The organism is Sphingopyxis terrae subsp. terrae NBRC 15098 (assembly GCF_001598815.1).
GTDB classification, from domain to species: Bacteria; Pseudomonadota; Alphaproteobacteria; order Sphingomonadales; family Sphingomonadaceae; genus Sphingopyxis; species Sphingopyxis terrae.
The window spans coordinates 40581-59522 of sequence record NZ_BCZQ01000015.1 but is presented as its reverse complement, the minus strand read 5'-3'; the positions used below and the strand labels follow the sequence as shown (position 1 = coordinate 59522).

Genomic DNA, 18942 nt, shown 5'->3' with positions numbered 1-18942 from the left:
GCGCGCGCAAATCACGAAACAAGGAAACTCTCCCATGCGCATCGACTTGATCCCCGCCGGCGACAGTCCGCCCGACAGCCTGAACGTGCTGATCGAAGTGCCGATCGGCGGCGAGCCGGTGAAATATGAATTCGACAAGGCGTCGGGCGCGCTGTTCGTCGATCGCTTCCTTCACACGCCGATGCGCTATCCCGCCAATTACGGCTTCATTCCGCATACGCTGGGCGAAGACGGCGATCCGCTCGATGCCTTGGTGGTTGCGCGGTCGCCGGTCGTTGCCGGTGCGGTCGTCAAATGCCGCCCGATCGGCGTCCTCAAGATGGAAGACGATGGCGGCGGCGATGAAAAGCTTCTGTGCGTGCCGGTCAATTCGACCTTTCCTTATTATGCGAACGTCGCAAGCTACTCCGACATGCCGCCGATCGTGCTGCAGCAGATCGAGCATTTCTTTGCGCACTACAAGGATCTCGAACCCGGAAAATGGGTGAAGCTCGGCGGTTGGGGCGACGTCGATGAAGCCAAGGCGATCATTCTCCAAGGGATCGAACGCGCCAAGGCCAAGGGATTCTGACGCGGGCGGCGGTATCGCTCAGTCCGGCTTTCGAGACGCCCGCTTCGGCTTTGCCGTAGCGGGCGTTTTTTCGGGTAGCGAGCGGACATGGACGTCGCGCTGCGGAAAGGGAATTTCGATTCCCGCCGCCTTGAACTTGTCCCAGATGCGCAAAAAGACGTCGCCCTGGATATTGCCGAGCCCGCCTTCGGGGTCTGAAATCCACAGCCGCAGTTCATGGTTGACCGCGCTGTCGCCGAAGCCGGTGATCCAGCACACCGGGGCGGGTTTTTTTAGAACGCGCGGCGCTTCGTCGGCGGCCTCGAGCATCAACCGCTGCGCCAGCCGCAGATCGCTGTCATAGCTGACGCCGACCGCCATCTTGATTCGCACTTCGCGGCTCGAATAACTCCAGTTCTCGACCCGCTCGGTCATCAGCAGCTCGTTCGGAATCAGATGTTCCTTGCCGTCGCGCGTGATGACCGACACCGCGCGCACCCCGATCTTGTTCACCCGTCCCACCGCATCGGCGACGACGATGACGTCGCCCGGCTTGATCGACCGGTCCATCAGCAGGATGATCCCGGCGATCAGATTGCCGAACGTCTTTTGCAGGCCGAAACCGACCGCCAGCCCGAGCGCGCCCGAAAAGACCGCAAAGGCGGTCAGGTCGATGCCGAGCAGGTCGATGCCGACGAAGAAGGCGGCGATGACGATCACGACGCTCGCGATCTTTTCGACCAGCAATTGCTGCGTGGGATCAAGGTCAGGACCGCCGCGCACGACGCGCCGCACGACCCGGTTGGCGATACGCACCAGCAGGAACAGCACCAGCGCCGTCAGCGCGATATTGATGAGCGACAGCAGCGAAACATGCATGCGCCCGGCGCTGAAGCCGATCGCATCGAGCCGGTCCTGCAGGGTCGCCAGTCCGCCGACGACATGCGACAACAGCGCCACGAAAAGCCCCGCCGCCAGCATCAGCGCCGGCACGCGGCCCAGCCCGACACCCAGCACCAGATTGCGCGCCGTCGACGCGGCCGAGAAAGCGAGCACTAGCCCCAGCAGCAGAGCGGGATAGGGCGTCCAGGCCCAGACGCTCCAGCCAATTCCGGCGATCAGAAGTGCGATCAGCCAGCCGAGAATCGCGGGCGCTCGTTCGGTCAGCGGCCCGCGCGAATGGAGTTCGCGGCCATGAAGCCAGTCGGCCAGCCGCGGCCCGAGCCGGACCTTCAGCGTCCAGCCAACGATCAACGCGGCCCCGGCGATCATCGCAGCGACGCCGAGCTCGGCCAACTGGGCCTCCGCCATGCGCGGTAAGCCCAGCCGGACGAGCAGCGCGTCCATCATGATGCGCCGCCGAGCGCCGCGAATCCCCGTTCGAGATCGGCGATCAGGTCGGCCGGATCCTCGAGCCCGATCGACAGACGCAGCAGCGCATCGGGGTCGGTCCAGTCGGTCGCGGTGCGAATCGCCTGCGGATCGCTTGGCACCACCAGGCTTTCGAAGCCGCCCCAGCTGAAACCGATGCCGAACAGGGTGAGCGCGTCGATAAAGCGCGCGCGTGCAGCATCGTCGGCGCCTTTCAGCGTAAAGCCGAACAGGCCGCTCGCCCCCGAAAAATCGCGCGTCCAAAGCGCATGGCCCGGATCGTCCGCCAGCGCCGGGTAGAGAATGCGCCCGACCTCGGGCCGCGCCGCAAGCCATCGCGCCACCGCAAGCGCATTGGCGCCGTGTCGCTCCAGCCGCACATCCAGCGTGCGCAGCCCGCGCAGCATCAGCGCGCAATCGTCGGGCGATACCGAATGGCCGAGCTGATAGGTCGCCTGCCGCAGCCGCGGCCAGAGGCTGCGCGTCGCGGTGAGCGAGCCCATCATCGCGTCTGAATGACCGCCAACATATTTGGTCAGGCTCATCATCGTCACGTCGATGCCATGCGCGATCGCCGGAAAGAGCAGCGGGGTCGCCCAGGTGTTGTCGAGCATCGTCACGATGCCGTGTTCACGGGCAATGCGCGCGATCGCGGGTACATCCTGCACCTCGAAGGTCAGGCTGCCCGGCGATTCGAGGAAGATCAGCCGCGTTTCGGGTTCGATCAGATCGGCGATGCGCGCGCCGACGCACGGATCATAATAGCTGGTCCGCACACCGAACCGCGCGAGCATGCCGTCGCAAAAGCTCCGCGTCGGTTCATAGGCGCTGTCGACCATCAGCAGATGATCGCCCGGCGCCAGCAGCGCTAGCAGCCCCGCCGATATCGCCGCAACGCCCGAAGGATAGAGCAGCGTGCCCTCCGCACCCGGTTCGAGTTCGGTCAGCGCGTCGGCCAGCGCCCACACCGTCGGCGTGCCGCGGCGGCCATAATAGAGCTTGTCGTGCGTCGCATGGCCGCGCGCCTTCAGATCGGCGATGCTGTCGTATAGGATCGTCGAGGCACGCCAGACCGGCGGATTGACGATGCCCCCGCCAAGCCGGGGGTCGCCCGTCCATTCGGGCCGCCGCCCGCCCTGGACGAGCTTCGTCGCGGGGCGGCGTCGATCATCCTTATCCGCCGGGCCGGCCACCGCCCGGTCAGGCCGCGCCGGTCGCTTTCGGGGTCGCCGCGTCGGCGCCCCATTCGCTCCAGCTGCCGTCATAGACGGCGACATCATCCTTGCCGAGCAGGTGCGCGCCAAAGGCGAGGACGGTCGCGGTCATGCCGCTGCCGCAAGTTGCGACGAGCGGCTTGTCGAGATCGATCCCGGCGGCATCAAAAGCCGCCTTCAGCGCATCGCCCTGCTTCCACGTGCCATCGTCGTTGAACAGCTGGCCGTGCGGCAGGCTGCGCGAACCGGGGATATGTCCCGGTGCCATGCCCGGACGCGGATCGCGTTCCTCGCCCGTGAAGCGCGCCGCCGGGCGCGCGTCGACGACCTGTTCGGTGCCGCCATCGACATTGGCGAGCATCTGATCCTTGGTGCGGACGGCCTTCGCGTCGCGCCATACGGTAAAGTGACGGTGGCGCAGCGTCTGCTTGCCCATTTCGAGCGGGCGTCCTTCGGCCTTCCACTTGGCGAGGCCGCCGTCGAGCAGCGCGACATCATGCGCGCCGAACAGTTTGAGCAGCCACCAGGCACGCGCCGCGCTCTTGAGGGGGCTGTCGTCATAGATCACGATCCGGCTGCCGTCGCCGAGGCCGAGCGACTGCATGCGGCTTGCGAATTTTTCGGGCGGCGGTGCCATATTTTCGACCACGCTCGTCGTGTCGGCCAGTTCGGTCAGGTCCATGAACACCGCGCCGGGGATATGGCCGGCTTCATATTCGGCGCGCGCGTCGCGGTCGGTTCCCGCCATGAATTTCGTCGCATCGACAACCCGCAGGTCCGATGCCCCCAGTTCGCGTTCCAGCCATTCGGTAGAAACCAAGGCGTCCATGTCATGCTCCTGTTACGACCGGGCGGTGGACCTTCTATCCATTCCCTCCGCCGGCCATCCTGCTGTGGCTCTTAATCTTTCCGGGGAACATCAGCCTATGCCCCCACCTGCGCTTTTTCAAGCGCAGTGGCGCTCTGCCCCAGTCAATGCTGCGCCGCAACACAAAAGCGGAGGCAACGCAGAGCGTGGCGCCCGCGCGATGCGGGGAATCACTGCATCCGGCGCACGGCGGTCGTGCGTGCACCGGGGCGGTCAATGACCAGCATCGGGCGATCGAAGGGCAGCGGCGCCAGCTTGTCGCTACCGCTGCTCCCCTGTTCGCGGCCGAGCACGAAACTGCCGGCATTCTGGCCAAAAGCCTCGCCCGGGCCATCCCAATGATAGGTGACGTCTAGCGCGATGACCGGGATGAGCATCGGGCGGCCGCCGATCACCAGCGGCTCGACGATCGCGCGCGGCAACATGACCTCGGTCGTCAGCGCCTCGCCCGCGCCTGCCGCCAATGTCATGTCGTCGCGCAGCACGCTGCCCCCCGCCCCGTCGAAAAAGCGCGCGAGCACCGCTTCGGGCATCGCCGACGCCTGATGGAGCGCAATACGGACGAGCAGACCGGTGGCGTCGAGCAGCCCCTCGTTGAGCAGGTTGAGCGTGAAGGACACGACCAGATGCTCGGACGTCAGGCGAATGTCGCGCACCTCGAACGCCATCGACACCTGCGCACGTCGTTCGGCCGCCGGGCGCGTGACGAGCGGGGAGGGAACGGGCGGCGAGGCAACCGGAAGCGGCGTCGGACGGAATTGCGGCTGGGGCGCACGATCCGGTTGCGGCGCGGGTTGCGGCGCCGGAGGAGCAGGCCGCGGTGCTGGCTGCGGCGCGGCGGCGCGCGGCGCAGGAACGGCGGCACGCGGTGCGGGGGGCGGCGAGGGCTGATCATAATCTGCCGGGGCGTCAGCGGCGGGCGCCGGACGGCGGCGCCAATACCATAGCCCTGCCCCGGCAGCGGCGAGCCCGGCGAGCAGCCACGCCCAGATCGGCACCGCGCCCTTGTCGATCGGCGCCGCCGGACCGGCCGCCTCGTCCGACGGCTGCACCGGCGCGTCGAGCGTGCCCGCCGCGCTCGTCGGATCGCTGGTGAAGCCCGGCAGCGTGGCGGCATCGTCGGACGGCGGGGTCGCAGCGGGCGCGTCCTGCGACGCGGTCGGTGCCGGGGTCGGCGCGGGCGTCGGCGTCGCGGAAGGCGGGCGCGTCGATGCCGCGGCGGGCGTATCGCGGCGCGTCGGGGTCGGTGCCGGGGTCGGCGCGGGCGTTGTCGCGGTCGGACGCTGGGTCGTCGGCGCGGTCGCAGGGCGCGTGGGAACCACCACGGTCGGCGCAGGCGTCGGTGCCGGAGTCCCGCGGCGCTCGCCCGGCGCAAGCGGCGGAATACCATTGTCCGCCGGACCCTGCATCCCCGTGGTGCGGCCATCGTTGGTCGACGGCAGGCGGAAGGTCGACGGACTGGTGGCCGATGGCGCCGGGGTCGGGGCGGGCGTTTCGTCCTGTTGCGCCAGCGCCGGCGTTCCCGCCGCGCCCGCAATCAACACCGCCGTCAGCGCGGCGGTCGATAGCCGCGCCATCTTCGCTGTCCGCCCGAAACTCCGCTTCGTCATGATGTTATGCGATCCCGAAAACTCTGTATGGCCTGCGCCTTGCGTACCGCACGGGCGCTTCGCGCCGCCATCCCGTCCCGATCGACGGTGACATCGGCTGCGCGCCGCACTAGACGAAAGCCATGAGTGATTCCAGCCATACGCCGCTTCAGCCCAAACATCTCGGCCAATCGAGTGAACTGCCTGCCTCGCCCGAGGCGGCATCGCTCGACTATGTACCCAATCCGCGCCCCGGCGAGCTGTATCTCGTGCGCTTTGCCGCGCCCGAATTCACCTCGCTCTGCCCCGTCACCGGGCAGCCCGACTTTGCGCATCTGGTGATCGACTATGCGCCGGGCGAAACGATCGTCGAATCGAAAAGCCTCAAGCTGTTCCTCGGCTCCTTCCGCAATCATGCGGGCTTTCACGAAGACTGCACCGTCGGTATCGGCCGCCGCCTGTTCGACGAGATGCAGCCGCAATGGCTGCGCATCGGCGGCTATTGGTATCCGCGCGGCGGCATTCCTATCGACGTGTTCTGGCAATCGGGGCCGCCGCCCCAGGGGCTGTGGCTGCCCGATCAGGGGGTCGCCCCCTATCGCGGCCGCGGCTGAGTGCCTGCTTCGCCGACGTCGAAGATGGCCCTTCCCGAGACCGGACCAGAAAAGAATCGGATTTCATCTTTCCGTCACCAATTGTTGACACTAGTGTCAACGATATGAGCAGCGCTGCGCTTCCCCACGACCATGACATCACCGTCGGCCCCGACGTCATCGACTTCATGGGCCACGTCAACAACGCCCATTATCTGAGCTGGGTGCAGGATGCCGTCCTGTCGCACTGGCGCAAGATCGCGCCGCCCGAGGCGGTTGCCCAGCATCTGTGGGTCGCGCTGAAGCATGAAATCACTTATCGCCGCCCCGCCTTTCTGGACGATGAGGTCATCGCGACGGTGATCCTGGAAAAGGTCCAGGGCGCGCGCGCCTTCTATGAAACGATCATCAAGCGTGGCGAAGAGGTGCTTGCCGAAGTCAAATCGAGCTGGTGCTGCATCGACGCCGAAACGCTGCGCCCGGCGCGCCTTGCCAGCGACGTGATCGCACGCTTCTTTCCGGGCGAGAGGGTTTAGGGCAGCGTCTTTGCGACAGCTTCGTGTTCCCCGGCGAAAGCCGGGGTCCAGAGCGTCGAACGCCGACGTTGGAACTCTAAAGCCCTGGACCCCGGCTTTCGCCGGGGAACATAATACCGTCGCGGGACTCTCATTCCTTCGGTGAACTTCGCAGACTGCGGTCGCTTGCAGCTCCCTACGCCGCTTCGAACCGGATCGGCAGGCGCTTCAAGCCGCCGACGAACACCGACTCGACGCGCGCCGGCTCGCCCGCGAGCTCCAGCTTTTTCAGGCGCGGTAGCAATTCTTCCATCATGATCCGCATTTCCATACGCGCCAGATGCTGGCCGAGGCACACATGCGCGCCGAAGCCGAAGGCGATCTGCTGGTTCTTCGCGCGGTCGGGGTCGAAGGCAAAGGCGTCGCCGAACACCGCTTCGTCGCGATTGGCCGAGACATAGTTGAGCATCAGCCAGTCGCCTTCGCGGATCTGCTGCCCGCCGATCTCGACATCGGCCCGTGCGGTGCGCATGAAATGCTGCACCGGCGTCGTCCAGCGGATCGCCTCTTCGATCAGCCCCGCCTTGTCGCTGTCGGCGGCGCGAAAGCGTTCGAAAAGCGCCGGATTCTTTGCCAGCTCCATGATCGCGCCGGCGGTCGACGCACTCGTCGTGTCGTGCCCTGCCGTCGCGATGATCATATAATAGCCCGCAAGTTCGCGGTCGGGAATCTGGCCGCCATCGATCGTCGCATTGGCGATCACCGTCGCAATATCCTGACGCGGGTTGGCGCGGCGGTCGGCGGTCAGTTCGCGGAAGTAATTTTCGAAATCGGCGATGACATAGTGGAGCATCGCGATCGCCTGTTCGGCGCTGGTGATCGCCTCGCGGCTGCGGTTGAGGTCGGGGTCGGTCGATCCGAACAATTGCTGGGTCAGCATCAGCATCCGCGGCTCGTCTTCCGGCGGCACGCCCAATATGTCCATCACGACATGCAGCGGATAATGCGCCGCGACGTCGCGCGCGAAATCGCATTCGCCGCCGGTCGCGAGCAATTTGTCGACCGTCTCGCGCGCGATCTGGCGGATGCGGTCTTCGACCTGCTTCAGATTCTTGGGCATGAACCAGCTCTGCGTCAGCAGCCGGTATTTCATATGGTCGGGCGCATCCATCTGGACGAGCGAGCGAATCAGATGCCCGTCGTTGCCCGGCGTCGCGGCACGCGCCAGCGCCTCGCCATCGCGATTGGTCAGCACGGTCGGGCGCACCGCATTGGCAAAGCGCTGCGGGTCGCGGCCGATCGCCATAACGTCGGCGTGCCGCGTCACCAGCCAGAAAGGATCATAGTCCGGGTTCTCGGCCACCGCGAGCGGCGCATTGGCGCGCGCCCAGGCAAGCTGTTGGTGCAAGCCATCCCATGCCCCGTAAGCGACGGGATCGACGACGGCGGCGGCTACCTCTCCAGGCAATATAGGTTTTGTCATGCAACCAAATTGCCCGAAGCCTTGGCCCCTGTCGAGATGCAATAAAACGCGCCGCAAACGTGGGCGCGGGTCAGCCAGCTGCCCGGCGGCGCACCTCGGGAAGCGCCGCCTGCCATTCGGCGAGCGCGCGGTGGATCATCGCCTTGAGCGCCGCGGCCTGACGGCGCCACGCGGCGTCGCAATCCGCGTCCCATGCGGCGCCCGCCGCCACAGCAAGCGCATCGACCGCCATATCGACGAAGGCGTCATATTCGGCCGCCGTCAGCGTCCCATAGTTGCGATGCGTTACCACCAGTTCGGCAATCTGCGGCCAGACCCAGCCCTCACCCTGCGCCAGCCCGAACATCGCCTGCAATGTCTCGTCGGTCATGCGCCGCGACGCCGCATCGAGGTTCAGGAAAGCGGCGCGTCGTTGCGGGAAGGCATTGAGGAACCGGTCGAACAGCGCATGGCGAATGTCGATGCCCGCGTCGGCAACGGCGAGCAGCGCCGCCTCCATCCGCGCGGCATCCCTGGCGGTCATTTGAACAGGCTGCCCAATATGCCGCGCATCAGCTGGCCGCCGAACTTGCCCGCAACCTGCCGGCCGAGACTCGTCGCAGCGGAGCGCGCCGCCGACTCCATCATCTTTTCGGCCATGCTCGGCTTCGCCGCCTCGCGCGCCGCCGCGCGTTCCTGTTGCAGGCGGACGCGCTCGTCGGCGGCCTTGCGCTTGGCCTCTTCCTTCGCTGCGATTGCCGCCGCCTTGTCGGCTTCCTCCTGCGCCCTGGCTTCGGCGGCGGCGGCCTGCGCCTGCTCGGCCTTGGCGGCGAGCAGCTCTTCGGCGCTTTCGCGATTGACCAGCGTGTCATATTTGCCCGCGACCGGCGAGATCGACTGGATGATCGCGCGCTCCTTGGGATCGAGCGGACCGGCGCGCGAGCAGGGCGGCTTGATCAGCGTGCGCTCGACCGGAGAGGGCGCGCCGTCGGCCATCAGCAGCGAGACCAGCGCCTCGCCGACCTTGAGCTCGGTGATCTCGCGTGCGACATCGACCTTGGGATTGGGCCGGAAGGTGTCGGCCGCCGCCTTCACCGCCTTCTGGTCGCGCGGGGTGAAGGCGCGCAGCGCGTGCTGGACGCGGTTGCCGAGCTGCCCCGCAACTTCTTCGGGCACATCGATCGGGTTCTGCGTCACGAAATAGACGCCGACGCCTTTCGAGCGGATCAGGCGCACGACCTGTTCGATCTTGTCGACGAGCGCGGGCGGCGCATCGTCGAACAGCAGATGCGCTTCGTCAAAGAAGAAGACGAGCTTCGGCTTGTCGGGATCGCCGATCTCGGGAAGCGTCTCGAACATCTCGGACAGCAGCCAGAGCAGGAAGGTCGCATAAAGCTTCGGACTGGCCATCAGCTTGTCGGCGGCAAGAATGTTCACATAGCCGCGGCCCTTGTCGTCGCACTGGATCATATCCATGATGTCCAGCGCGGGTTCGCCGAAGAAATGGTCGCCGCCCTGGCTTTGCAGCGATAAAAGCTGGCGCTGGATCGTCCCCACCGTTGCCTTGGTCACATTGCCATATTTGGTCGACAGATCGCCGGCATTTTCGGCGCACCAGGCGAGCATCGCCTGCAAATCGCCCATATCGAGCAGCAGCAGATTCTGTTCGTCGGCGACGCGAAAGGCGATCGACAAGACCCCTTCCTGCACCTCGTTGAGATCCATCAGCCGCGCGAGCAGCAGCGGCCCCATTTCGGAAATGGTGGTGCGGATGGGGTGGCCCTGTTCGCCGAACAGGTCCCAGAAGATCGCCGGATTGTCGTGATAGGCCCAGTCGCTGTCGCCGATTTCGGCCGCGCGTTTGGCAAAGACCTCGTGCAGTTTCGATGTCGGACTGCCCGCCATCGCGAGGCCCGACAGGTCGCCCTTCACGTCGGCAACGAAGACCGGCACGCCGACCGCCGAGAAACCTTCGGCCAGTCCCTGCAGCGTCACCGTCTTGCCGGTCCCGGTCGCGCCCGCGATCAGCCCGTGGCGGTTCGCGCGCTTCAGCACCAGCGACTGGCGCGGCCCGTCGGGCGCACCGCCTCCGCCGAGTCCGATGTAGATTTCGGTCGCTTCGTTGCCGTCGCTCACTGCTGCATTCCTCCGCTCTGGGCACCCGGCCAAGAGCCTAGAACGGCGCAGGAAATCAGGCAATCGGCAAAGCGGCGGCGGCCCGTACCCGGCCGACATGCAAAGGGACCGGAAAGATGGCTTTCCGGTCCCTTGCTTGCGGTTCCGCGTGCCTTACCAGCCCGACGGCTTGCCCTTATTCTGTTCGTCGAGCCATTTCTTGAGCGGGGCGAAATATTCCATCATCGCCTTGCCCGACATGTCGCGGCTGCCGGTGAAGACCTCGAGCGCGTCAGGCCAGGGCTTGGAGGCGCCCATTTCGAGCATCGCGTTCAGCTTCTGCCCCACTTCTTTGTTGCCATAGAAGGAGCAACGGTGGAGCGGGCCCTTCCATCCCGCCTGCTTGCACGCCGCCTGATAGAATTGGAACTGCAGCACGCGCGCCAGGAAATAGCGGGTGTAGGGCGTGTTGCCGGGGATATGATATTTGGCGCCCGGGTCAAACGCGGTGTCGGGGCGCGCGACCGGCGGCGTGATGCCCTGATATTGCAGGCGAAGCTGGGTCCAGGCCTTGTTGTAATCGGCGGGCTTGATCGACCCGTCGAACACGCCCCAGCGCCAGCGGTCGACGAGCAGGCCGAAGGGCAGGAAGGCGACCTTGTCCATCGCCTGACGCAGCAGCAAGCCGATATCCTTGTCGGCGCTCGGCACCTTCGCCTTGTCGAGCAGGCCGATGTCGACCAGATATTGCGGGGTGATCGACAGCGCGATGAAATCGCCGATCGCTTCGTGGAAGCCATCGTTGGCGCCGTTCAGATAGAGGAACGGCTGCTTGTTATAGGCGCGCTGATAATAGTTGTGGCCAAGCTCGTGGTGGATGGTGACGAAATCGTCGCTGTTCACCTTGATGCACATCTTGATGCGGATGTCGTCCTTGTTGTCGACGTCCCAGGCCGAGGCATGGCACACGACTTCGCGGTCGGCGGGCTTCAGGAACTGGCTGCGCTTCCAGAAGGTGTCGGGCAGCTTCGCGAAGCCGAGCGAGGAATAGAAATTCTCGCCCGCCTTGACCATGTCGAGCGGCGCCTTGCCCTTTTCCTTGAGCAGATCGCCAATGTCGTAACCAAGGTCGCCCGATCCCGGCGGCGCGACGAGCGGGTAGATATTGCCCCATTCCTGCGCCCACATATTGCCGAGCAGGTCGGCGCGGATCGGGCCGGTTTTCGGCTGCACCGCATCGCCATATTTCTCGTTGAGTTTCCAGCGGACATAGGTGTGAAGCGCCATGTAGAGCGGCTTCACTTCCTGCCACAATCTCTCGGTCGTCTTGGCGAAATCCTCGGGCGACATGTCATAGCCCGACCGCCACATCGCGCCGGTATCGGCAAAGCCGAGTTCCTTCGCGCCTTCGTTGGCGATCGCGACCATGCGCGCATAATCATCCTTCATCGGCGCGCCGACATTATCGTGCCAGCTCGTCCACATTTCGGCGAATTCGGCGGGCGTGTGCTGGAGATTGCCCATCTCCGCCTCGATATCCGAGCCCGAGATTTCCTTGCCGTCGAGCGTGCCGCGGCCCTTGCCATATTGCGATTGCAGGTCGGTCGCGATCGTGTTGAGCTCGGTCGCGGCGCCGGGCTTGGTCGGCGCGGGAAGGACAAGGCCGGTGCGCAGGATGTCGAGCTTGCGCTTCGTATCGGCGCTGAGCCCCGGCACATCCATATATTTCGCGGCTTCGAGTGCATATTTGACCGACTTTTCGGTCCCCACGGCATTGATCCGCGCCGCCATCGCGTCGGTGTCGTCGGTGATGTAGGTGGCGTTGACCCAGTTCACTTGGCTCGCCTCGACCGTATAGTCGAACAGATCCTTCTCGACGGCGGCGATGAAGGCATCGGCGTCGGCCGCGGTCGGCGTGGCGGCGGGGGCCGCGGTCGCGGCGGCATTGTCCTGCGCATATGCCGGTGCGGCGAGCGCGAGCGACAGGGCAAGCGACATAGTCGAAATCATGGCTTTCATGGGGTGCAATCCTCTGGACTTTGGGGGTGCGCTCTGCGGCGCCGTAAAACCAGCTTGGCGCGTCGGCGCCGGGGGGTCAAGCGGTCAGAAAGGCCGCGATCGCCTCACCCAGCTCGGGCTCGGTGACGCTCGACATGTGCGTGCCGGGGATCGTCGCGAGTTGGGCATCGGCCAGCGCCGCGACCAGCTCGGGCGCCGAACCATTATCGTGATCCTGTTCGCCGCACACCACCAGCGTCGGCATGGTGATCGCCGCCAGCGCTTCGGGCGGCGTGTCGGTGAAGCTGTCGAGCAGAAGCCCCGCCGCGACACGGTCGATCTTCATCGTTTTCATGAACTGGATCGACAGCCATGTGTCGTCGCCGCGCTTCGCGCTGTCATATTCGGCGATCACGCGCTTGAAGAAACGCCCGCGCCGCTGCCACCCCGCGAGCCCCGCGAGCCCCATGCCGCCGAGGATCAGGCGCGCCGGGCGCATCCCCGCAACGACCGCGCGCACGCTTGTTCGCGCACCGAGCGAGAAGCCGCCAAGGTCGAAATCGGCAAGATCGAGATGCGCGACCAGATCCTGCAGGTCATCCACCAATATGTCGGAAGGATAATGCTCCGCCCCATGCGGCGCCGCGCTCGATCCGTGGACGCGCAGGTCGGGCATGATGACATGATATCCCGCGCGCGCGATTCGCGCTGCGGTGCCGAATTTGATCCAGTTGACTTCGGCACTGGAAAACAGCCCATGCAGCAACAGGATCGGCCGACCTTCTCCCATTTCCCGCCAGGCCAGGCGCACCCCGTCGCGCGCGTCGAAAAATTGCGGTTCGATGCTCATGCCCGTCCTTATGCGGGGAAGACGCGCAAGGGCAAGCGGCCGCGACCTTCATGCGGTGTTCGCATGGACTTGCCGACACCGGCCGCGCCGCGCGCATGGCGGTTTTGAGGTGGGAAGCGGACTTCGCCGCTAACCGCTCGTGCTCCCCGGCAAAAGCCGGGGCCCAGAGCGTCAAAAGCCGCCGTTGGTGCTGTAAAGCCCTGGACCCCGGCCTTCGCCGGGGTACACAACATCGACGCAGGACTTTCATACCTTCGTCATCCCGGACTTGATCCGGGATCCATTCGCGCGACGTTGGAAGAATGGATCCCGGATCAAGTCCGGGATGACGAAGACGATCGAACGACCGCAATCGGTCGTTTCCAGACTGAAGCCGGCCGCCCGCAACCGCGCGCTCCGTCTATCGCGGCCGCAGCCCCTTTTGTTCCATGCGCCACTTCGCCATTTCGATGCGGTCCTGTCCGAAGAAGGGCTCGCCTTCGAACACCAATGTCGGCACGCCCCAATGGCCAGCGATTTCGAGCGCGACCTGGTTGGCGGCGATTTCCTGGTCGAGCGTTTCGGCGTCGCTTTGCGCCTCGGCATCGAGTTCGGCAAGGTCGAGCCCCGCGCGCTTTGCCGCGCCCGCCAGATGGTCGCCGAGGTGCCAGTCCTGCGCGCCGCCCCAGATGAGCTGCGCCACCTCGTCGCAAAAGGCCAGGCTCTTGCCGCGCCGCGACGCCGCCTGCCCCAGCCGGGTGAGGCGGTAGATATAGGGCTGTTCGGCGGCGATCTCGCGCGTCATCACATTCTGGACGATCGGGTCGGGACGCGGCGGCCCGAAGGGGATGCCGTGGAACTGCGCGACGCGGATCATGTCGCGCATCGTGTAGCTGAGCCAATTGGGGTGGTTGCGCTCGAAAAAGTCGGGCTGGCGCACGGCCAGCGGATAGACCGGGCGCAGGTTGATCGTCACATCGTGGCTCGCCATCAGCGCGCGGTAGCGGCCGATCGCCAGATAGCTGTAGGGCGAGCGGAAGGACCAGAAAAGATCAGCAGACAGACTCATGCGCGGCATCCTGCAAAAAATGCGGCGCCGCGCAAGCGAAACGGCAATTTTTTGCTCCAAATCAGATGCTTCGCACATGCAGCATAATCGTCATTGAATATTATAGCAGTTGCTATTATATCGCATGCCATGAGTGAGACGATCGGTTTCCTGCTCAACGACACCGCGCGGCTGTTTCGCCGCGCCTTCAACGCGCGCACGAAACACAGCGGAATCACCGCGCTCCAGTGGCGGCTGATCAGCTATCTGAAGCGGCACGAGGGGATCCGGCAGGGGCCGCTCGCCGAACTGATCGAGGTCGAACCGATCACCCTGTCGCGCATGGTCGACCGGCTGGTCGAGGCGGAGCTGGTCGAACGCCGCGCCGATCCGACCGACCGCCGCGCCTGGCGACTGTATCTGACGCCGCGCACCGGCGCGATCGTCGGCGGCATGCGCGACATCGCCGATGCGCTGACCGAAGAGGCGACCGAGGGGCTCAGCGCAGCCGAACGCGCGCAGCTCATCGAGCTGGTCGAGCGCGTCCGCGCCAATCTTTCGCGCCGCGAATGCGGCAAGGAACCGACAAAAGAGACAATGTGATGGATCAGCTCTCCCCCTCCCGTCCTGCCGCCGCGCCCACCGCTCCCGCCGCTCCCACGGGCGAAGAGGTTTCGGTGCCGAAGGCGAAACCCAAGGCCGATCCCGTGCCGCCCGCGCCCGAGGCCGAAACCGACGAGGCCCGCAAGCCGGGCTGGCGCACCCGCCTGTTGATGTTCGGCGTGCCGCTGGCGCTGCTCGTCGGCGGCGGCTGGTACTGGCTGACGAGCGGCGGCGCGGTGTCGACCGACAATGCCTATGTCCAGATGGACAAGGTATCGATCGCCGCCGAGGTTGGCGGCCGGATCACCGAGGTTGCGGTGCGCGACGGCCAGATGGTCGACAAGGGTCAGCTGCTTTTTCGCATCGACGGCGAACCCTATGCACTGACGGTGGCGCAGGCGAATGCCGCGATCGACGCGGCCAAGGTCAATGTCGGCAATCTGTCGGCCAGCCTCGCCGCGACCGGCGTCGACATCAAGGCGGCACAGGAAGCGGTGGGCTTTGCCGAATCCAATTTCGCGCGGCAGGCGGCGCTGATGGAAAAGGGCTTCACCACCAAGGCGGCCTATGACGCCTCGAAACATGCGGTCGAACAGGCGCGCGCCGGCCTTGCGCAGGCCCGCGCCGACGCCGCCGAGGCGCGCGCCAAGCTCGCCACCGGCGGCAGCGGGGTGAATCCCGAGGTCGAATCGGCAAAGGTCCAGCGCGCGCAGGCACAGGTCAACCTCGGCCGTACCGAAGTGCGCGCGCCGAGCGCCGGGCGCATCGCCCAGTCGGACCGGCTGCAACTCGGCCAGATGATGGTGGCGGGGCTCCCCGCGGTGACGCTCGTCGATACGCTGCACCCCTATGTCGAGGCCAATTTCAAGGAAACCGACCTTGCCGACATGCGCGTCGGCCAGCGCGCCGAGATCCGCTTCGACGCCTATCCGGGGCTCAAGGTGCGCGGCCATGTCGAAAGCATCGGTGCGGGGACGGGTAGCGAATTTTCGGTACTCCCCGCCCAGAATGCGACCGGCAACTGGGTGAAGGTGACGCAGCGCGTGCCGGTGCGCATCGCGCTCGACGAAAAGCCGTCGCGCGACATGATCGCCGGCCTGTCCGCCGACGTCAAAGTGATCACCGCGAAATAGGGGCGGGCCGATGGCGAGCCGCGCCCTTCCCCGCCGGTCGCCCAGTGCGGCGCAACCGGTCGATGCGTCGATCCCGCTTTATCAGCAGGTGCGCTATCGCGGCCTGCTGACGGTGGCGGTGATGGGCGCGTCGGTGATGCAGATTCTCGACACGACCATCGCCAATGTCGCGATCCCGCATATGCAAAGCGCGCTCGGCGCGACGAGCGAGACGGTCAACTGGGTTCTCACCAGCTATATCATCGCCTCGGCAGTGGCGATGCCGATCACCGGCTGGCTCGCCGACCGGATCGGACGGCGGCAATTATTCCTTGCGGCGATCGTCGGCTTCGTCCTGACCTCGATGGCGTGCGGCGCCGCGCAGAATCTCGAGGAGATGGTTGCGTTCCGCTTCCTGCAGGGGATCGCCGCCGCCTTCATCAGCCCGCTGTCGCAATCGGTAATGCTCGACATCAACCCGCCCGAACGGCACGCGCGGGCGATGTCGATCTGGGGCATGGGGATCATGATCGGCCCGATTCTGGGGCCCATCCTGGGCGGCTGGCTCACCGAATCGGCGAATTGGCGCTGGGTGTTCTACGTCAACCTGCCCGTCGGGCTGATCACGCTGGTGCTGATGTGGGCGCTGCTGCCGCGGACGCACACCCGCGAGCGCAAGTTCGACCTGTTCGGCTTCTCGATGCTCGCGCTCGGCCTCGCTGCGCTGCAGCTGATGCTCGACCGCGGTGCGCAGCAGGACTGGTTCGAGAGTGCCGAAATCTGGATCGAACTCGGCGTTTCGGTTGCCTGCCTGTGGATGTTCCTCATCCACCTGCTCACCGCGCCGGTGACCCTGTTCAACCGCAAGATGCTCGCCGATCGCAACCTCGTCATGGGCATGGGCTTCATGATCGTGATCGGGGTCGTCATGTTTTCGTCGATGGCGCTGCTGCCGCCGATGCTGCAACGCCTGTTCGGCTGGCCGGTGATCGATACCGGGCTGGTGCTCGCGGTGCGCGGGATCGGCATCCTGATGAGCATGTGGGTTGCCGGGCGCCTGCTCGGCAAGATCGACGCGCGCTGGATGGTCGGATCGGGACTGCTGATCGCCGCCTATTCGCTCTATCAGATGAGCCAATGGTCGCTGATGATGGGCACCGGGCCCGTGGTCGTCAGCGGGCTGGTGCAGGGGCTGGGGATGGGGCTGATCTTCATCCCGCTCAACACGATGGCCTTTGCCACGATCCCGATGCGGTTCCGCACCGACGGGTCGAGCCTGCTCAACCTGTTCCGCAGCATGGGCGCGTCGGTCGGCATTTCGGTCGTCACGACGCTGCTCGGATCGAATACGCAGACCAGCCACCAGGATCTGGTCGCCCATGTCACCAACAGCTCGGTCAGCCTCGTCGATCCCTCGACCGCCGACCGCTTCGGCATCATCGGCGACGTCGCGATGCAGATGGTCAATGGCGAAATCAACCGGCAGGCGGCGATGGTCGCCTATATCGACGATTTCTGGCTGATGATGTGGGTCACGCTCGCGGCAGTGCCGCTCGTCGTCCTGCTGCGTCCGCCCAGGCCCGGCGCGGCCCAGGCTTCGGCCGCCGACATGGGGCACTGACAGGGTCGCGCCAGCGCCGCGTCAGCAGGCCCAGCGCAAGGCACGCCGAAGCTCGGCGGCGCCGTCCCGCTCATATGGCAAGCCGTGCGCCATCACGACACGCTCGCAATCCCAGCCCAATATCGCAGCGACCGCCCGGCGAACACGCGCGCGGCGCGGCCAGAAGGTCAGCCGCAGGTCGATCGGCGCCTTGCCGTCGGGATGCGCTGCGCCCGATAGGCGGACGAGCCCGCGATAAAGGCAGCTGCGTATCCGCTGCGGCTCAAAATTCTCGATCAGGTCGGTCAGCACGACGGTGCGCGAGGGCCGGTGGAAAAACACCGCTTCATTGACCAGCGTGCCCGGAACGAAAACCGTCTCCAGCTCTTCGGGCAGCACCGCCGCCTCGCTGTCGAGCGTCGCGTCGATGCGGAAAGGCCGCTTCGCGCGCGTGGCGAGATCGGGCACCGCGAGCGTTCGCGCGCCGGGATAGATCGCCTGCCAGTCGGCCACATACCAATAATGAAGGCTGTTCGGCGCGATCAGCCAGGCGACCGGGCCGAGGCGGTCGATGGCGGAAAGCAGGTCCTTGTCGGGAGCGATCGGCGAATGAACCCACAGCGTGCCGTCGGCAAGCCGCGCGATCGTCATCCGGGTTGGAAAGGGGATCGAAGTCGGCCCGTAATCCATGCGGATTTCGGGACCATCGACGATCCACAATTGGTCACCAAAGGCTTTGGGCGTGTTGAGCGGCGTATAGGGAAGGAAAGCCGACATGGCGGCAGACTAGCCCCGGCAACGCCGTCGATCAAATCTCGCCGGCGATCCGCGTGACTGTCAACGGAAGAAGCAATTGGCGCCAGCGAACAGCGCCTCGATCTTCGCATCCTGGCCCGGCTCCGCGAACATGCCGCCGATCGCTGCATCGCCGGTGCCCAGGCTGAACTCCTCGCCCAGCGTGCTGTCCTTGTGATCGACGACGGTGGTCGATGCGGATGCCTTGGCGCGCGTCGTGCCGATACCGATGCCGCTGACCGTCGAATAGAAATCGGCGCCCGCCTCGTCGCCCAGAAACCAGCCGACGAACTTGTCGTCCTGAAAATTGAGCGTCATCGCATCGAAGCGCGAAAATTGCATCGGCCCCGCGCCGCACTCGTCATTGTCGCTGCGGTCGTCGACCACCCCCGCGACACGCGCCAACGCCTCTTCGGCCTGTTTGCGCGGGGTGCCAAACGCGAGCAGGCTGGCCTTGCCGCTGGTCTTGTCGATGAAGCGCAGCCCCGCCCCGTCGAGCGCGACCGACAGCGACGCCGCGGCCGGACCGTCGAGCTTGGCCTCGGGCACGTCGGGCACGACCGGCGGGCGGTCGTCGGCGGCCGGTTTTTCGGCGGCGGGCTTGCACGCCGCAAGCAGCGCGAGGAGGACAAGGGCGGGCAGCTTGCGCATGGCAGGACTCCGAAGGGGACGCGTCGCTA

Annotated in this window: 18 protein-coding genes; 6 read left to right on the top strand and 12 right to left on the bottom strand. The window is 65.8% G+C overall.

Features of this window, described 5'->3' with window-relative positions:
* Nucleotides 1-34: 34 nt before the first annotated feature.
* A complete protein-coding gene (gene ppa / locus STE01S_RS09840; RefSeq protein WP_003041938.1) occupies nucleotides 35-571 on the top strand; it encodes an inorganic diphosphatase in 537 nt (178 codons plus the stop codon).
* A gap of 18 nt (nucleotides 572-589) precedes the next feature.
* Here the strand turns inward: ppa and STE01S_RS09835 are convergent, their stop codons facing one another.
* The 4 genes from STE01S_RS09835 to STE01S_RS09820 form a co-directional block, all read right to left on the bottom strand.
* Nucleotides 590-1900, bottom strand: coding sequence for a mechanosensitive ion channel family protein (locus tag STE01S_RS09835; protein WP_062767407.1), 1311 nt, complete (start codon nucleotides 1898-1900; stop codon nucleotides 590-592).
* The gene (gene metC / locus STE01S_RS09830) at nucleotides 1897-3114 is read right to left on the bottom strand and encodes a cystathionine beta-lyase (protein ID WP_062767405.1); all 1218 of its coding nucleotides are present in this window, start codon (nucleotides 3112-3114) and stop codon (nucleotides 1897-1899) included. The genes STE01S_RS09835 and metC overlap by 4 nt, the downstream gene beginning before the upstream one ends.
* Before the next feature lie 7 nt (nucleotides 3115-3121).
* A complete protein-coding gene (gene sseA, locus STE01S_RS09825) occupies nucleotides 3122-3964 on the bottom strand; it encodes a 3-mercaptopyruvate sulfurtransferase (protein ID WP_062767403.1) in 843 nt (280 codons plus the stop codon).
* A gap of 209 nt (nucleotides 3965-4173) precedes the next feature.
* Nucleotides 4174-5613, bottom strand: a complete 1440-nt coding sequence (locus tag STE01S_RS09820; RefSeq protein ID WP_062767401.1) for a hypothetical protein — start codon at nucleotides 5611-5613, stop codon at nucleotides 4174-4176.
* 122 nt (nucleotides 5614-5735) lie between these two features.
* On the opposite strand from STE01S_RS09820, the gene queF reads away from it, so the two are divergent.
* Together queF and STE01S_RS09810 are read left to right on the top strand one after the other, a co-directional pair.
* Nucleotides 5736-6206, top strand: a complete 471-nt coding sequence (gene queF / locus STE01S_RS09815) for a preQ(1) synthase (protein ID WP_062767399.1) — start codon at nucleotides 5736-5738, stop codon at nucleotides 6204-6206.
* A 104-nt stretch (nucleotides 6207-6310) separates the two neighbouring features.
* A complete protein-coding gene (locus STE01S_RS09810; RefSeq protein WP_003041952.1) occupies nucleotides 6311-6721 on the top strand; it encodes an acyl-CoA thioesterase in 411 nt (136 codons plus the stop codon).
* Between the two features lie 175 nt (nucleotides 6722-6896).
* Here STE01S_RS09810 and STE01S_RS09805 read toward each other — a convergent pair whose 3' ends face one another.
* The 6 genes from STE01S_RS09805 to STE01S_RS09780 form a co-directional block, all read right to left on the bottom strand.
* A complete protein-coding gene (locus STE01S_RS09805) occupies nucleotides 6897-8183 on the bottom strand; it encodes a cytochrome P450 (protein WP_062767397.1) in 1287 nt (428 codons plus the stop codon).
* Between the two features lie 70 nt (nucleotides 8184-8253).
* Nucleotides 8254-8706 (bottom strand): hypothetical protein, encoded by a 453-nt coding sequence (locus STE01S_RS09800; protein WP_062767395.1) that lies wholly within the window; start codon nucleotides 8704-8706, stop codon nucleotides 8254-8256.
* On the bottom strand, nucleotides 8703-10298 hold the full coding sequence (locus STE01S_RS09795; RefSeq protein WP_062767393.1) for a helicase HerA-like domain-containing protein: 1596 nt from the start codon (nucleotides 10296-10298) through the stop codon (nucleotides 8703-8705). The genes STE01S_RS09800 and STE01S_RS09795 overlap by 4 nt, the downstream gene beginning before the upstream one ends.
* 153 nt (nucleotides 10299-10451) lie before the next feature.
* Nucleotides 10452-12296 (bottom strand): M2 family metallopeptidase, encoded by a 1845-nt coding sequence (locus tag STE01S_RS09790; RefSeq protein WP_062767391.1) that lies wholly within the window; start codon nucleotides 12294-12296, stop codon nucleotides 10452-10454.
* Nucleotides 12297-12372: 76 nt separating this feature from the next.
* Nucleotides 12373-13125 carry an alpha/beta fold hydrolase gene (locus STE01S_RS09785; RefSeq protein ID WP_062767389.1) on the bottom strand — a complete coding sequence of 251 codons (753 nt, stop codon included), beginning with the start codon at nucleotides 13123-13125 and terminating at the stop codon, nucleotides 12373-12375.
* 400 nt (nucleotides 13126-13525) lie between these two features.
* On the bottom strand, nucleotides 13526-14173 hold the full coding sequence (locus STE01S_RS09780) for a 2-hydroxychromene-2-carboxylate isomerase (RefSeq protein ID WP_062767426.1): 648 nt from the start codon (nucleotides 14171-14173) through the stop codon (nucleotides 13526-13528).
* A gap of 129 nt (nucleotides 14174-14302) precedes the next feature.
* Here STE01S_RS09780 and STE01S_RS09775 point away from each other — a divergent pair, with 129 nt between their 5' ends.
* Genes STE01S_RS09775 through STE01S_RS09765 form a run of 3 tightly spaced genes read left to right on the top strand, consistent with a single transcriptional unit; the run spans nucleotide 14303 to nucleotide 17488 of the window.
* Nucleotides 14303-14755: a MarR family winged helix-turn-helix transcriptional regulator gene (locus STE01S_RS09775; protein WP_062767387.1), complete on the top strand. Its 453-nt coding sequence runs from the start codon at nucleotides 14303-14305 to the stop codon at nucleotides 14753-14755.
* Entirely contained in the window at nucleotides 14755-15888 is a 1134-nt protein-coding gene (locus STE01S_RS09770) for an HlyD family secretion protein (protein WP_062767385.1), read from the top strand. The genes STE01S_RS09775 and STE01S_RS09770 overlap by 1 nt, the downstream gene beginning before the upstream one ends.
* A 10-nt stretch (nucleotides 15889-15898) precedes the next feature.
* Nucleotides 15899-17488 (top strand): MDR family MFS transporter, encoded by a 1590-nt coding sequence (locus tag STE01S_RS09765; protein ID WP_062767383.1) that lies wholly within the window; start codon nucleotides 15899-15901, stop codon nucleotides 17486-17488.
* A 21-nt stretch (nucleotides 17489-17509) separates the two neighbouring features.
* Here the strand turns inward: STE01S_RS09765 and STE01S_RS09760 are convergent, their stop codons facing one another.
* Together STE01S_RS09760 and STE01S_RS09755 are read right to left on the bottom strand one after the other, a co-directional pair.
* Nucleotides 17510-18244 (bottom strand): DUF4336 domain-containing protein, encoded by a 735-nt coding sequence (locus STE01S_RS09760; protein ID WP_062767381.1) that lies wholly within the window; start codon nucleotides 18242-18244, stop codon nucleotides 17510-17512.
* 60 nt (nucleotides 18245-18304) lie between these two features.
* On the bottom strand, nucleotides 18305-18913 hold the full coding sequence (locus STE01S_RS09755; RefSeq protein WP_062767379.1) for a hypothetical protein: 609 nt from the start codon (nucleotides 18911-18913) through the stop codon (nucleotides 18305-18307).
* Between the last annotated feature and the right edge of the window lie 29 nt (nucleotides 18914-18942).

Bases quoted from the DNA above. Each gene is read 5' to 3' on its own strand.
- STE01S_RS09805 (WP_062767397.1), bottom strand. From the start codon at position 8,183: ATGACAAAACCTATATTGCCTGGAGAGGTAGCCGCCGCCGTCGTCGAT.
- STE01S_RS09755 (WP_062767379.1), bottom strand. From the start codon at position 18,913: ATGCGCAAGCTGCCCGCCCTTGTCCTCCTCGCGCTGCTTGCGGCGTGC.
- STE01S_RS09800 (WP_062767395.1), bottom strand. From the start codon at position 8,706: ATGACCGCCAGGGATGCCGCGCGGATGGAGGCGGCGCTGCTCGCCGTT.
- queF (WP_062767399.1), top strand. From the start codon at position 5,736: ATGAGTGATTCCAGCCATACGCCGCTTCAGCCCAAACATCTCGGCCAA.
- sseA (WP_062767403.1), bottom strand. From the start codon at position 3,964: ATGGACGCCTTGGTTTCTACCGAATGGCTGGAACGCGAACTGGGGGCA.
- STE01S_RS09810 (WP_003041952.1), top strand. From the start codon at position 6,311: ATGAGCAGCGCTGCGCTTCCCCACGACCATGACATCACCGTCGGCCCC.
- STE01S_RS09760 (WP_062767381.1), bottom strand. From the start codon at position 18,244: ATGTCGGCTTTCCTTCCCTATACGCCGCTCAACACGCCCAAAGCCTTT.
- STE01S_RS09775 (WP_062767387.1), top strand. From the start codon at position 14,303: ATGAGTGAGACGATCGGTTTCCTGCTCAACGACACCGCGCGGCTGTTT.
- STE01S_RS09785 (WP_062767389.1), bottom strand. From the start codon at position 13,125: ATGAGCATCGAACCGCAATTTTTCGACGCGCGCGACGGGGTGCGCCTG.
- STE01S_RS09820 (WP_062767401.1), bottom strand. From the start codon at position 5,613: ATGACGAAGCGGAGTTTCGGGCGGACAGCGAAGATGGCGCGGCTATCG.
- STE01S_RS09790 (WP_062767391.1), bottom strand. From the start codon at position 12,296: ATGAAAGCCATGATTTCGACTATGTCGCTTGCCCTGTCGCTCGCGCTC.
- STE01S_RS09765 (WP_062767383.1), top strand. From the start codon at position 15,899: ATGGCGAGCCGCGCCCTTCCCCGCCGGTCGCCCAGTGCGGCGCAACCG.
- STE01S_RS09770 (WP_062767385.1), top strand. From the start codon at position 14,755: ATGGATCAGCTCTCCCCCTCCCGTCCTGCCGCCGCGCCCACCGCTCCC.
- STE01S_RS09835 (WP_062767407.1), bottom strand. From the start codon at position 1,900: ATGATGGACGCGCTGCTCGTCCGGCTGGGCTTACCGCGCATGGCGGAG.
- STE01S_RS09780 (WP_062767426.1), bottom strand. From the start codon at position 14,173: ATGAGTCTGTCTGCTGATCTTTTCTGGTCCTTCCGCTCGCCCTACAGC.
- ppa (WP_003041938.1), top strand. From the start codon at position 35: ATGCGCATCGACTTGATCCCCGCCGGCGACAGTCCGCCCGACAGCCTG.